This window comes from uncultured Kordia sp., assembly GCF_947496985.1.
Lineage (GTDB): Bacteria > Bacteroidota > Bacteroidia > Flavobacteriales > Flavobacteriaceae > Kordia.
The window spans coordinates 74,946-88,001 of record NZ_CANMEZ010000010.1 but is presented as its reverse complement, the minus strand read 5'-3'; the positions used below and the strand labels follow the sequence as shown (position 1 = coordinate 88,001).

Sequence of the window (13,056 nt, the reverse complement as noted above, 5' to 3'; positions counted from 1 at the left end):
ATTGTATAGTTCCTGAACTACAAGATTCATTATATAAACGCTACTTGAAAGGCTTTATTTTATTGAAAAAAGTTAAAGTTTTGAGAAATAAAATAATCATAAGTAATAAAATTATGCAATATGAATCATTGGAAAAATATATCAAAAATAATGCTCATTATTATAATGACATTCCTACTACAATCATGTAATAGACAAGAAAAAATTCCTAAAGAGTTAAAAATTTCGTTTGAATATCTTGATCAAAATTGGAATGCAACAGCTATTGAAACTTTTAAAAATATTTCAGAAAATGATACTACACCAAGAAATTATCACTTTGGAATTGGTATGCACTTAAGAAATAATTTGCTAAGACATCATGAAGAATCGAAAAACATAACAAAGTTTTTTGATTCACTCGGAATACAGCACTACGATGATATGTCTTCCATTATCTTAACCTCCTATTATAGAAATTTAAATCAAAAAAATATTAAACTAAAAGAGCAAGTTACTTCCTATAAAGCCTATTGGAAACCAATTTTTGAATGTGAAGAAAAGCAAAAAGAACGAGCATTTGCTATGTATGCAAAGTATAGAATTGGTGATACACTAACCATTAAAATTCCTGTGAATGATGCAAACAATGGTTACGATCTAAATTGTCCTAATATTGAATGGAATTTTGATAAATTGAAAGATCTTTCTATGAAAGTTGTACTTATGAATAAGCACAAAGACTCTTTATACGATAAAGCACAGTTTTTCTTTGACGTTCAAATTTTAGAACGAAATTATATAACTCCATTAATTTTTATGAATGATGCACAAATTGGTGAAGAATTTAATGTTAATTTAAATACATCATGGAAAATACAGTGATTACATGAAATGCTATAAAATCACTTCCATACTAATCTTCTCATTTCTCCTTTTTAGTTGTAAAAATTATTACAATGAAACTATTGAATGGGTAGATACTCTCGAACAAGGTATATCTATTGAAAATGTTCAAAACATACAACCAAATTATATCGAAATTGATTGGAAAACTCCACAAATTTTCAATAATCAAAAATGGTACTTAATTACTAAAATTAAAGGAAATAATGACATGTTAGGTATGTCAAATTATTTGGTTTTTGTTAATGATAGGTATCAAGAAAGAATATCAAAAAAATAATGAATAATGAATAATGAATAATGAATAATGAATAATGAATAATGAAAGGTAAATTTTAAGCTGAATGTTTCAATTCTAGGAACTAAATAACTGAAAACCGAGAACTGAAAGCATAAATCTACTCCAATCCTAAAATCTTTGTAACCTCGGCTAACTGTTCATCAAACAACTCTTTCGTCAATTCCTGTTTCCAAAAAGGCACTAATTTTGCTAAAATTTTCTTTCCGTGATCGGAATGTACTTCTTCTGGAAAAGCAATTTCCAACACTTCTAACATAATCTGAACTGCCGTAGATGCGCCAGGTGAAGCGCCTAACAACGCTGTAATACTACCATCTTTACTATGCACGACTTCGGTTCCAAATTGAAGCTTTCCACCTTCAAATTCATCTTTTTTAATAATTTGCACACGTTGTCCAGCAACCATCAATTCCCAATCTTCATTTTTAGCATTTTTGACAAATTTGCGCAATGAATCCATACGATCTTCGTGTGACATTAGTACCTGTTCTACCAAATATTTGGTCAATGGTAAATTGTGCCAAAACGCACCAAACATAGCCGAAATATTATCAAACTTAATAGATTTTACTAAATCTAAATGTGAACCTTCTTTTAAAAATTTCGGACTAAATCCTGCAAAAGGACCAAATAACAATTCACGTTTTCCATTAATATAACGTGTATCTAAATGTGGTGTAGACATTGGCGGATCGCCGACTCCTGCTTTGCTATATACTTTTCCTAAGTGTTGCTGAATAAGTGTTTCATTTTTACAAACTAGCCATTCGCCACTTACAGGAAATCCTCCATAACCATCTTTTTCATCAATTTCAACTTTCTGTAACAACAATAAACTTCCACCGCCAGCACCAATAAAAACATGCTTCGCATCTAGGTGTTGAATTTCTTTCGTTACTGTATTCTTCACTTTTACTGACCATTCTACCTCATCATCTGGATCAATATCTAATACTTCATGATTACATTGCACTTCGGTATTGTATTCAGTTTCTAGAATTTCAAACAGTTTTCGAGTTAAATTTCCATAGTTCACACCAGTTCCGCGTTCCATTTTAGTAGCAGCTAGTATTTCGTCTTCGCTTCTGTCATTCGCGATAAGCGGAAACCATTCCATCATTTTAGAAACATCTTTTGTAAACTCCATCTTGTCAAACATAAAATGATCTTTTAATGTTTGAAATCGCTTTTCTAAATACGTTGCATTCTCTTCTCCACTAACCCAACTATAATGTGGCATCTTTTGCACAAATTCACCTGGATCTTCTATCAAATTATTTTTTACTAAATATGACCAGAATTGTTTTGAAATTTCAAATTGTTTACAAATTTTTAATGCTTTCGTAATATCTATTGAACCATCTTCTTTTTCTGGTGTATAATTCAATTCACATAACGCCGAATGTCCCGTTCCTGCATTATTCCATGCTGCAGAACTTTCCAAAGCAACTTTATCCAATCGCTCTAAAATTAAAATATTCAGTTTTGGTTGTACTAATTTTGTCAATAAAGCTAAAGAAGCACTCATAATACCACCACCAACACAAATAAGGTCATAATCGGTATTTACATCAATCTTTTCTGAAGTCATAATAGTTGTTTACGAAAGTAAATATACTACCTTTTCCTATTTCTTACCCATAAAAAAATAGAAGCATATATGAATATATACTTCTACCCATTATTTGTTATTTAGAAACTACTGTTACGCTTCTAACAGTTAAATACGCTGTTACCACAACCTTGTGGAGAACAACTTGCAGCAATACAGGTTAAACATGTATTTTGCGTATTACATGCTTCGTCATTCCTTGTTCTACAATCTCTATTAAATGTTGCTGGAGAACAAAAGTTTACAGAACCACCTAAAACCTTTGCCGTTTCAAATGTAGCTACGTTTTGCTTTTTAAGAGTCAATTGTCCTTTAAATGCTTTTTTCTTCATAATATTTTGAGTTTTAATGTTACTTCATAGTTCTCAAGTTAAATAACTTGTTACCCAATAATAGAAGTGTAAAATAGTATGTGATATGAGTTTAATAAAAGAAATCATTAAAAACAACAATGAAATCAATACTTGTCACTTTAAGCGTAGTTGAAAAACATACGTGTTTTATTATAACATCATTAACTATTATTTTTAGAGAATATGAAAAGTCAAGATGAATTGGTATTAACAGAAAAAAGATAGAAGCATATGCTAACATAAACTTCTATCTCCTTTAACTAACTCAAAATTTATAATTATAGTAGGTATATAATTCAGGTTTTAGCAATTAAACAATGTATTTCCGCAACCTCTTGGCGTACAACTCAATGCTGCATCTGTTAAACAGGTATTTTGAGTTCCGCAACCTGCTGTCCCTGTTCCACCAGGATTACACAAAGCTGCAATAGTATATGGTGGACAATCTGCGGTATAACCAGTTCCACCAATAATCGTTTCTTTATCTAATATGGCTACACACTTCTTTTTAAGCTGTAATTTTCTTTGTAAACTCTTTTTTTTCATGGTAATGATATTTAAAATAATTAAAAATTAAAGCTTTACAGGACTTGGAGCATCGGCCAAACAAGTACAGGTTTCAATAGGACACGTACTCTGCTTTCCAAGTGATTCAGTTGCTGTCGGATCATTTGCAGGGTCAGTTCCTCCTTTTACATTTCTTAAATCTAAAAAAGCAACTTTTTGTTTGTTAAAATGCAATTTGGTATTCAGGTTCATTTTTTTCATGTGAAATCTATTATTGTTATTTAAAATTACTAATAATCAATCATTTACAAATACACATAAACAATACTTGAACTACGTTTTTACAATAAAAATATTTTTTATACCAATTGGTATATTTTTTTAATTATCTTTGTCTTTATGACAACCAAAGCAGAAAAAACAAAAGCATATATTATTGAAACGGTCGCTCCTATTTTTAACAAAAATGGATATGCAGCAACAAGTATTGCTGATATTACCAAAGCAACTGGTTTGACAAAAGGTGCTATTTACGGCAACTTCGAAAGCAAAGAACAATTAGCTATCGCTGCTTTTAAGTTCATGGTAAAAAGTTTGATGAAGGAAATTGTCAAACATATGAACCAAAGCGATTCTCCAATTAAAAAGCTCTTATTAATCTCTGATTTTTATCGTAATTATTATATGTATGCCAATAAAATGGGCGGTTGTCCTATTTTAAATATTGGCGTGGACGCGAATAATCAAAATACATTGTTATTACAAAAAGTACGTACTATTATTCAACGTATTCAAGATCAATTGGCGACTATTATTGAAGATGGAATCGAAATTGGGGAAATTTCTACAAAAATAAATGCCATGTACACAGCCAAACGCATTGACACCATGATTCAAGGTGCTATTTTTATGACATATACAATGGATGATGATTTCTATATTAAAGATACCATGAATCAAATAGATAAAATGATTAACGAAGAATTAAGAGCATAAACTATTTTTTTAACCCAAAATATACCAAACGGTATATTGTCAAAAACAAGTTATAATGAAACAATTACCAAAAATTTTAGAAAGCAAAAGTAAAATACGATTTCAAGATTGCGATCCACTAAACCATTTAAATAATAGTAAATATTTAGATTATTTAATTAATGCCAGAGAAGATCAACTTATTGATCATTATGATGTAAATATTTTTGAAAATGCAAAAAAAACAGGTACAACTTGGGTTGTAGGTTCGCATCAAATTGCATACATACGTCCAGCATTTGTAATGGAAACCGTAACAATTGATTCACAATTACTTCAATTTAGCAACAAACAATTATTAGTAGAAATTCGCATGTGGAATGAAGAAAAAACAGTACTCAAATCTGTGATGTGGAGTTCTTTTATACATTTCAACATTTCAAAAGGAAAAGCCCATGAACATAATGAAAAGTTTATGGAATTATTTACAAATGTTATACTTCCTGTAGAAGAAACAAGTTTTAATGAACGTGTTAAAAGTTTACGTATGGCAACTGTTTCGTGATAATTATCAGGTTTGAATGAATATATTTTAAATATATTTACATCAATCAAATAACAGAAACTTAATTTTCTAAAAATCAACAAGCTAAATATTACATACCGTTTCAATTGTCTGTACTAAGAAATAATGAACGGAAAAGTGAAACTGCATAGCGAAGCTTTTAGCATGTAACTTTAAGAGCGAATTGCAAAACAATTTCCTATGTTCAGACTTGATTTTTAGCTCGTTTTTTATCAAGAAAAAATGTATCAGATTATAATTACAGTTCTATTTATGATTGATGAAAATTATTTTCTATATACTTAAAATATTTACGAAAGAAACTTGAAAAATATGAAGATTCATAAATTCATAGATCACACCTTACTCAAACCAACAGCAACAGAAAAAGATATTCAACAACTTTGTAATGAAGCCATTGAACACGATTTCTTTTCTGTATGTGTAAATAGTTGTCATGTAACGCTTGCTAAAAAATGCTTGCAAAATAATGATTCTGTTTACGTTTGTAGTGTTATTGGCTTTCCGCTTGGCGCGATGAGTACAGCTGCTAAAGTTGCCGAATTGAAACTAGCAAACGAAGATGGTGCTGACGAATTTGATATGGTTATCAATATTGGTTGGCTAACATCTGGAAAATATAATTTAGTCAAAGAAGAAATCAAACAACTCAAATTAGCTGCAGGAAACAAAGTTTTAAAAGTAATTATAGAAACTTGTTATTTAACAGATGAAGAAAAAACTAAAGCTTCAGAACTAGCTGTAGAAGCTGGCGCTGATTTTGTAAAAACCTCTACAGGTTTTGGAATTGGTGGCGCTACTTTAGCAGATATCACAATCATGAAAACTGCCGTTAATGAAAAAGCCAAGTTAAAAGCTTCTGGTGGTATTCGCGATTATGAAACTGCTAAGAAATATATAGATGCTGGTGTTTCTCGTTTGGGAACTTCTAATGGAATTGCTATTATAACTGGAACACCATCAAAAAACACATACTAATTTATGAGCATTCACATCAACGCAAAAAAGGGAGAAATTGCTCCTACTGTTTTACTTCCTGGCGATCCTATACGTGCCAAATGGATTGCGGAAACTTATTTTGATAATCCAACATTATATAATGATATTCGTGGAATGTATGGATATACAGGAACTTACAAAGGAAAACCTATTTCTGTTCAAGGTACAGGAATGGGCGCACCTTCTATTAGTATTTATGTACATGAATTGATCAATGAGTATGATGTACAAAAACTAATTAGAGTTGGCAGCGCTGGCTCCTATCAAAAAGATGTAAACATTCGTGATATTGTAGTTGCCATGTCCTCTTCTTCTAATAGTAATATGAATAATTTGCCTTTTCAGGGAGAAACCTTTGCTCCTACGGCTGATGCCGAATTATTCTTAGATGCCATTAATACAGCGAAAGAAAAGAATATTCCTGTAAAAGCTGGAAACATTTTAACAAGTGATATTTTTTATCAAGAAGATCCTGAATATTATAAAAAATGGGCTAAGTATGGTGTGTTATGTGTTGAAATGGAAACAGCTTCTTTATATACACTTGCTGCCCGATTTAATGTAAAAGCATTATCTTTATTAACTATTTCGGATAGTTTGGTCACGAATGAAACAACAACTTCAGAAGAACGTGCACAAACTTTCAAAGAAATGATTGAAATTGCACTAGCCATCAGCTAACACATAAACAACTTATTGATGAAAAAAAACATTCTATTATTATTCAGTCTTTTTCTTGTACTAAATTGCTTTGCACAAGAGGCTAAAGACTCGGAAACATCTGTGTATTATTTAATTCGCCATGCTGAAAAAGATCGTAGCGATAAAACAAACAAAAATCCAAATCTTACAGAAAAAGGACAAAATAGAGCACATAACTGGGCAAAAATGTTTCAACACATAACATTTGACGCTGTGTATTCTACAGAATACAATAGAACACAACAAACAGCAGCACCAACGGCAAAAACAAATGAATTGAAAGTTATTACATATCATCCATATAAAATTAACTTTGAAGATTTCTTAAAGGATACAAAAGGAAAAACAGTTTTAATTGTTGGACATAGTAATACGACGCCAGCTTTTACCAATAAACTACTTGGTGAGGAAAAATTTGAATCCATAGATGATAACAATAACGGAAATGTATACATTGTAACTATTACTGGAGATACAAAATCTGTTCAGTTATTGACTATTAATTAACTAGTTTCTTAAAAAAATACAAATTAAAAGCCCTCAAATTTGAGGGCTTTTGTTTTTTTAGTATGGACATTTGTTTAGCCCAGACATTCCTCCATCACAATCTCCTGTACATGCACCACCTTCTGTACAATTCCAAGCTGTTTGAAAAGGTGTACAACCATCTGTACAACCTCCAGTGAATCCAGCACCTTTAACATTCTCAATGTTTAAATTAGAAATTGATTTTTTGTTAATCTTTAATGACTTAAGATTCTTTTTTTTCATGATATAAATTTTTAGTTAAACATGAATCTAAGAACATAACATTTTAAAAAAAAAGCAACAATCATAAGTCGTATTTATTTAAATAAGACACATTTTCTTAGTGATCTAAAACTAAAAAAACGCCACTCTTTTCAAAGTGACGTTTTTCATTCCCATAACTTAAAACAACTACTAAAACTTCATTCCAATACCAAATCCTATCACCAAAGGATTAATATCTACATCTGCTCCTACAGTCGCGCCCAACGCTGTGTTAGCATTTACAGTAGCATCAGTTTGAAGTAGTATTTTTTTAACATCAAGGTTTAAAAACCAAGTGTCATTTAATGCATAATCTAATCCTGCTTGAAAGGCAAATCCAATACTGTTATCATAACTTACATCATCTGCAATTGGTCCTTCATCAGCGCCATAAAAAATAGTATAGTTCAATCCTGTTCCTATATATGGTTTGAAATCTCCTATCGGAAAATGATACTGAACAGTTAATGTCGGCGGCAATAACCAAACATCACCTAAGTTTATATTCCCTGCCGCAGTGTTGATTGCTTCAACATCATGATTTGTGGTTGCTAAAATTAATTCTGCCGCCCAATTTTCTGTAAAGAAATATGTGAAATCTAATTCTGGCACATACGATGTAGAAATAGAAACATCTCCACCAATTGCCTGAATAGAAGCGCTTTCACTTGGAGTTACAGCGATAAAACGTGCGCGAACCTGCCATTTTTTGTCTGTATCTTGTTTTACATCTTGTACATCTTCTTGTGCTGTTAGTTGAAACATTCCTAACATTAAAAAAACACCTAAAACTGCTTTTTTCATTACGTCTATATTTAAAATTATAATACAAATGTATCGCAGTATTTCTGGGAGAAAAATGACAAAAGTCATAGTATTTCAAAACAAAAAAAATCTTTTTAATTCATCATAAACACTCACTTTCTTGTCATTTCAAGAAATGTTAGTACTTTTGTCAACCGATGCAAAAAAATATCAACATACAAAATAAGAAGGCGCGCTTTCAATATGAAATCTTAGACAAGTACACGGCAGGAATTGTCTTGACCGGAACTGAGATTAAATCTATTCGAATGAGCAAAGCTTCCATTGCCGAGAGTTTCTGTGAATTTAATGAGCAAGGCGAACTTTTTGTAGTGAATATGTATATTGAAGAATATGCTTTTGGAACGCATTACAATCACCAACCGCGTAGTACACGAAAGTTGTTATTGAACAAAAAAGAATTACGAAGCTTAGAAAAAAGCATCAAAAACGCTGGATTAACGATTGTTCCGTTGCGTTTATTTTTAAATGAAAAAGGATTGGCTAAATTATCTATTGCACTTGCAAAAGGTAAAAAGATTCATGACAAGCGTGAAACGATGAAAGATCGTGATAATAAGCGTAATTTGGATCGTATCAAAAAGAACTTCCGTTAGATTCCTATTATTTAATAAGTAAATTATGTTATTTCAACATGATTTTTTAATCACACTTTTTGCGTCATCCTGAACTTGATTAAGGATCTCATTATCTTTATAACAATACTGTCATTACTGCGTAGGCAGGAATCTATTCCTAACACTGATTCACGAATTACACTTCTCGCTTTACGGAAAATCTCATTGCATATGTATAATCTTTGTTTTACATTTAGAAAAAATAAAAGGAAGTTATTATACAAGTAGTTCCTGTTATTTACCAAAATCAATATAAAAACAGGAATATATACGTTGTACGCAATTACCGAAAACCAAGAATGAACAGATTTCATAAGACAATTATATTCACAAAAGTCCCTCTTAAAAAGTACTTTCTCTATCCAAAAAAGTTCCAAATTTATCCAGCTGACTTAATCGGAATGCCAAAATCGGAACTACAAGAACATTATCCTGTTGTTTTAGAATATATTATTGAGGAACACGAGGTAATTGAACCACAAAAAGACGATGGATTAAAAGATTTACGAACGCTTACTGCTTCTACTCTATCGAAACAAGATGAAATATTAAATTTATTAACTCTATTCACAAATCATATGTTTTTTAGATATTATGATTTGACTGGAAATTGGGGAATGCCAATTTTAAAAGATAATGCAGGAGAAGAAGCTAATACTTGGGTTTCTAAATGGAGTATGACTATGTTCCATTGGCCAGAACTACCTGAACAATTGAAAATTGAAAATTTTACGGATATAGAATTAAAATATGAACCTGTAGAATTTATTCCGTTTATGGAATATTATCAAATAAATCCGAATTATGATTATTATCGTGATAAAGAAATTTCATTCCCGAACAACATCTTCCTAGGTTTAGATTCATATTATAACTTGGATAATGAAGTTAAAAATGTTTTAGACACAGCAATATCACATACTGTTTCTGCAATGGAATTAAGACAGTACAAAAAGACTTTATCTGTAATTTCTGCTTTTACCTCAATCGAAACGATGGTTAATTATGAGAATAGAGATTTCAAAGCTGAAAAATGTAATGAATGTGGTCAATTACAATATAAAGTTTCTAAAAAATATAGAGATTATCTGTTAAAGTATATTGGAGATAATCCAAACAACAAAAAGAAATTTAACGCATTGTATGGTCTTCGTTCAAAGATTGTACATACAGGAATGAAATTCAAAACGGAAAATTTGTGGACTGAACTTCCTCAAGAAGAAAAAGATGAAGAATTCATTAACCAAATGGAAGTAATTCTTTTGAGCAAAATGTCAATTACAAATTGGCTGTTGATAAATAAATAACTGCGTACAACACGGTATATAAAACATAGCTAATAAGTGCTTAATCGAAAGGTTTGTGTATATTTATAAAGTCCGCCAAATTTTTAATTTGGCTTTTAAAAAGAGAAAAATTAAAAATAAAATATAAAAATTTGTCTCTGTGTTAATCCGAAAAGTTAGTGTCTTTCTGCACGCTACGTTTCATACACAAGACCGTTGACCGTCATTGTAAAAGACACCTCACAAAAATTGACAATGGACTTAAATCCAAAAACATATGAGCCAAATACCGAACTCACAGAGTTTGTCAAACGATACTGGACATTAGATGGTGAAAAAGAAAATATACCTCTAAAAAACACAATCGTGCCTGACGGAACAGTGAAATTGATTTTTCATTATGGTGACACCTACAAACATCATTCACAAAATGGCGAAATAATAATTTTACCAAAATGCTTTCTAATTGGCCAACTAACAAAGCCCTACGTGATTGAACCCATTGGAGTAACTGGTAGTTTTGTTGTACAATTCAAACCAAATGGTTTTTTACCCTTTACATCAATTCCAATCAAAGAATTGGAAAACAAGGCGATACCATTGAACAAATTATTCGGAGAAGAAGGAGTCAAACTTGGCAATCAAATCTTAAATGCAAACTCTACATCTGAAAGAATACAAATCATCGAAAACTTTCTTTTCAAAGAATTATCTGATAAAAATAAGGTTGATGATATTGTGAAATCAACGGTTGAAACAATTTTTAGTGCTAATGGACAATTTTCAGTAAATGAATTTTCAAGTACTAATAATGTAAGTAGAAGACAATTAGCACGTAAATTTTCTGCAATTATAGGACTAAGCCCAAAACAACTCGCAAAAACAATTAGAATTCAATCAACCTTGAAAGTGTTACTGAACGAAGAAATCACAAGTCTAACCGACTTGGCATATGAGAACGAATATTTTGACCAAGCGCATTTTATAAAAGAATTCAAGGAATTCACAGGCTTGACACCAAAGGAATTTTTTGGAGACGACTTAAAAATGTCTTTGATTTTTGATAAGGAGTAGCCTTGTCCCATTTTTACAATTTTGTCATTTGAGCTGATTTTATCTTTGCATAGCAATAATGCAAAAACTTAAAATCATAAAAAAATGACGAATACAAATCCAGTTGGTTGGTTTGACCTAAACGTAGCAAACTTAGACAGAGCAAAAAAATTCTACGAAACAGTTTTCAATTTAAAGCTATCAGATGCACCTATTGAATGGGGAAAGCAATCATTTTTCCCGTTTAACCACGAAAGTTCAAATATTTCTGGTGCTTTAGTGGAAAAAACCGATTTTGTTCCAAGTAGCAATAACACAGTTGTCTATTTTGAAACCGAAGACAACATTGCAGAAGAACAAAGAATTGAAATGGCTGGTGGCAAAATGGTACAACCTAAAATGAGCATTGGTGAATTCGGTTTTATTTCGATTTTCATAGATACAGAAGGTAATACAGTAGGGCTTCATTCACGTAAATGATTTTGATTTATGGCTTATGACACAAATCTTGTTGACAGAGTTAGAGAATATCTTGCGGAAATTCCAGACATTGAAATCGAGGAAAAAAAATGTTTGCCGTATTAAACTTTATAATAAATGGAAAGACCTGCGTTTGTATAAGTGGTGAAAACTTAATGTTGCGTTTTGACCCAAGCCGACAGGAAGAACTTTCTGAAAGAGATGGTTATGAGACGATGTTCATGAAAGGTAAAGAATATAAAGGCTATTGTTACATAAATCCATTCGGATTTAAAAACAGAAATGACTTTGAATTTTATTTAAACCTATGCCTTGACTACAATAAAATGGCAAAATCATCAAAGAAAGGAAAGAAGAAGTAAAACAACGAACGGCTAACATTGTTTATAAGCAATAGCGGTTCAAGTTTGCACTTGAACCGCTATTGCGTTTATTTTAATATATTGCTTACCTAAAGTTAGTAGCTATAAATCCGTTACTGCTCATACACGACATCGTTGGGCAACAAGCTGAAAAATTTCACCGCCTAGAATTAAATTAACTATTCGGATTTTATATAAATTTCGCTCTATTTCCAATTTTTTAATTTATAGTCTTCAATTGTTTTATTAATAAAATCTTCTTTATTACTTTTTACAATTTCAAGCACTTCACCAGAATATAATTCTGGATGAAATTCTCTAAGGTGTTTATCGCTCCAAATAGATAATTCTGCTATTATTGGCATTAGGTCTATACCTTTTTCGGTTAAAGTATAAATATTTGTTTTCTTATTATCTGGCAGTTTATCTTTTGTGATAATCTTAAATTCTTCAAGCATTTTTAATCTTGAAGACAATATGTTAGTAGCAATAGATTCTTCGCTTTCAATAAAATCTTTGAAAGTTTTTTTTCCTTCAGTCAATATTTGTTTAACAATAACTAATGCCCATTTATCGCCAATAACATCAAGCGCAACAGTTATAGGGCAATTACATCTGAATTTATGATCCATTATATCTAATGTTTTATCAATTGATTGCAAAGGTACAATTTTTATTTTTTTACTTGCAAAATGAAATTAATTTTCACTTGTATAATAAA

19 protein-coding genes are annotated in these 13,056 nt (G+C 30.9%); 12 read left to right on the top strand and 7 right to left on the bottom strand.

The window, feature by feature from the left end; all coding sequences use genetic code 11:
* The first annotated feature begins 120 nt into the window (after window positions 1-120).
* On the top strand, window positions 121-864 hold the full coding sequence (locus tag Q0828_RS20355) for a DUF6794 domain-containing protein (protein ID WP_298425742.1): 744 nt from the start codon (window positions 121-123) through the stop codon (window positions 862-864).
* A gap of 4 nt (window positions 865-868) precedes the next feature.
* Entirely contained in the window at window positions 869-1,165 is a 297-nt protein-coding gene (locus Q0828_RS20350) for a hypothetical protein (RefSeq protein WP_298425739.1), read from the top strand.
* 118 nt (window positions 1,166-1,283) lie between these two features.
* Here Q0828_RS20350 and mqo read toward each other — a convergent pair whose 3' ends face one another.
* The 4 genes from mqo to Q0828_RS20330 form a co-directional block, all read right to left on the bottom strand.
* On the bottom strand, window positions 1,284-2,777 hold the full coding sequence (mqo, locus tag Q0828_RS20345; RefSeq protein ID WP_298425736.1) for a malate dehydrogenase (quinone): 1,494 nt from the start codon (window positions 2,775-2,777) through the stop codon (window positions 1,284-1,286).
* 122 nt (window positions 2,778-2,899) lie between these two features.
* Entirely contained in the window at window positions 2,900-3,130 is a 231-nt protein-coding gene (locus Q0828_RS20340; RefSeq protein ID WP_298425733.1) for a hypothetical protein, read from the bottom strand.
* 324 nt (window positions 3,131-3,454) lie between these two features.
* Complete coding sequence (locus Q0828_RS20335; protein ID WP_298425732.1) at window positions 3,455-3,697, bottom strand: hypothetical protein; 243 nt, start codon at window positions 3,695-3,697, stop codon at window positions 3,455-3,457.
* Between the two features lie 27 nt (window positions 3,698-3,724).
* A complete protein-coding gene (locus tag Q0828_RS20330) occupies window positions 3,725-3,919 on the bottom strand; it encodes a hypothetical protein (RefSeq protein ID WP_298425730.1) in 195 nt (64 codons plus the stop codon).
* Window positions 3,920-4,057: 138 nt separating this feature from the next.
* Here Q0828_RS20330 and Q0828_RS20325 point away from each other — a divergent pair, with 138 nt between their 5' ends.
* The 5 genes from Q0828_RS20325 (at window position 4,058) to Q0828_RS20305 (ending at window position 7,427) form a co-directional block, all read left to right on the top strand.
* Window positions 4,058-4,654, top strand: coding sequence for a TetR/AcrR family transcriptional regulator (locus Q0828_RS20325; protein WP_298425729.1), 597 nt, complete (start codon window positions 4,058-4,060; stop codon window positions 4,652-4,654).
* 55 nt (window positions 4,655-4,709) lie between these two features.
* A complete protein-coding gene (locus tag Q0828_RS20320) occupies window positions 4,710-5,198 on the top strand; it encodes an acyl-CoA thioesterase (RefSeq protein WP_298425727.1) in 489 nt (162 codons plus the stop codon).
* Between the two features lie 333 nt (window positions 5,199-5,531).
* Window positions 5,532-6,197, top strand: a complete 666-nt coding sequence (gene deoC, locus Q0828_RS20315; RefSeq protein ID WP_298425725.1) for a deoxyribose-phosphate aldolase — start codon at window positions 5,532-5,534, stop codon at window positions 6,195-6,197.
* A 3-nt stretch (window positions 6,198-6,200) separates the two neighbouring features.
* The gene (deoD, locus tag Q0828_RS20310) at window positions 6,201-6,899 is read left to right on the top strand and encodes a purine-nucleoside phosphorylase (protein ID WP_298425723.1); all 699 of its coding nucleotides are present in this window, start codon (window positions 6,201-6,203) and stop codon (window positions 6,897-6,899) included.
* Window positions 6,900-6,917: 18 nt separating this feature from the next.
* A complete protein-coding gene (locus Q0828_RS20305; protein WP_298425721.1) occupies window positions 6,918-7,427 on the top strand; it encodes a phosphoglycerate mutase family protein in 510 nt (169 codons plus the stop codon).
* 57 nt (window positions 7,428-7,484) lie between these two features.
* On the opposite strand, the gene Q0828_RS20300 is transcribed toward Q0828_RS20305, so the two are convergent.
* Complete coding sequence (locus Q0828_RS20300; RefSeq protein WP_298425719.1) at window positions 7,485-7,691, bottom strand: hypothetical protein; 207 nt, start codon at window positions 7,689-7,691, stop codon at window positions 7,485-7,487.
* Between the two features lie 171 nt (window positions 7,692-7,862).
* Window positions 7,863-8,516 (bottom strand): OmpW family outer membrane protein, encoded by a 654-nt coding sequence (locus Q0828_RS20295; protein WP_298425717.1) that lies wholly within the window; start codon window positions 8,514-8,516, stop codon window positions 7,863-7,865.
* A 158-nt stretch (window positions 8,517-8,674) separates the two neighbouring features.
* Between Q0828_RS20295 and smpB the strand changes: the two genes are divergently transcribed.
* The 5 genes from smpB (at window position 8,675) to Q0828_RS20270 (ending at window position 12,335) form a co-directional block, all read left to right on the top strand.
* Window positions 8,675-9,133, top strand: a complete 459-nt coding sequence (smpB, locus tag Q0828_RS20290; RefSeq protein ID WP_298425715.1) for an SsrA-binding protein SmpB — start codon at window positions 8,675-8,677, stop codon at window positions 9,131-9,133.
* A 320-nt stretch (window positions 9,134-9,453) separates the two neighbouring features.
* Window positions 9,454-10,461, top strand: a complete 1,008-nt coding sequence (locus Q0828_RS20285; protein WP_298425713.1) for a HEPN domain-containing protein — start codon at window positions 9,454-9,456, stop codon at window positions 10,459-10,461.
* Window positions 10,462-10,656: 195 nt separating this feature from the next.
* Entirely contained in the window at window positions 10,657-11,514 is an 858-nt protein-coding gene (locus Q0828_RS20280; protein WP_298425711.1) for a helix-turn-helix domain-containing protein, read from the top strand.
* Window positions 11,515-11,598: 84 nt separating this feature from the next.
* Window positions 11,599-11,973 (top strand): VOC family protein, encoded by a 375-nt coding sequence (locus Q0828_RS20275; RefSeq protein ID WP_298425709.1) that lies wholly within the window; start codon window positions 11,599-11,601, stop codon window positions 11,971-11,973.
* A gap of 89 nt (window positions 11,974-12,062) precedes the next feature.
* Window positions 12,063-12,335: a TfoX/Sxy family protein gene (locus Q0828_RS20270; protein WP_366523620.1), complete on the top strand. Its 273-nt coding sequence runs from the start codon at window positions 12,063-12,065 to the stop codon at window positions 12,333-12,335.
* 206 nt (window positions 12,336-12,541) lie between these two features.
* Here Q0828_RS20270 and Q0828_RS20265 read toward each other — a convergent pair whose 3' ends face one another.
* Window positions 12,542-12,997 carry a helix-turn-helix domain-containing protein gene (locus Q0828_RS20265; RefSeq protein WP_298425707.1) on the bottom strand — a complete coding sequence of 152 codons (456 nt, stop codon included), beginning with the start codon at window positions 12,995-12,997 and terminating at the stop codon, window positions 12,542-12,544.
* Window positions 12,998-13,056: the final 59 nt, after the last annotated feature.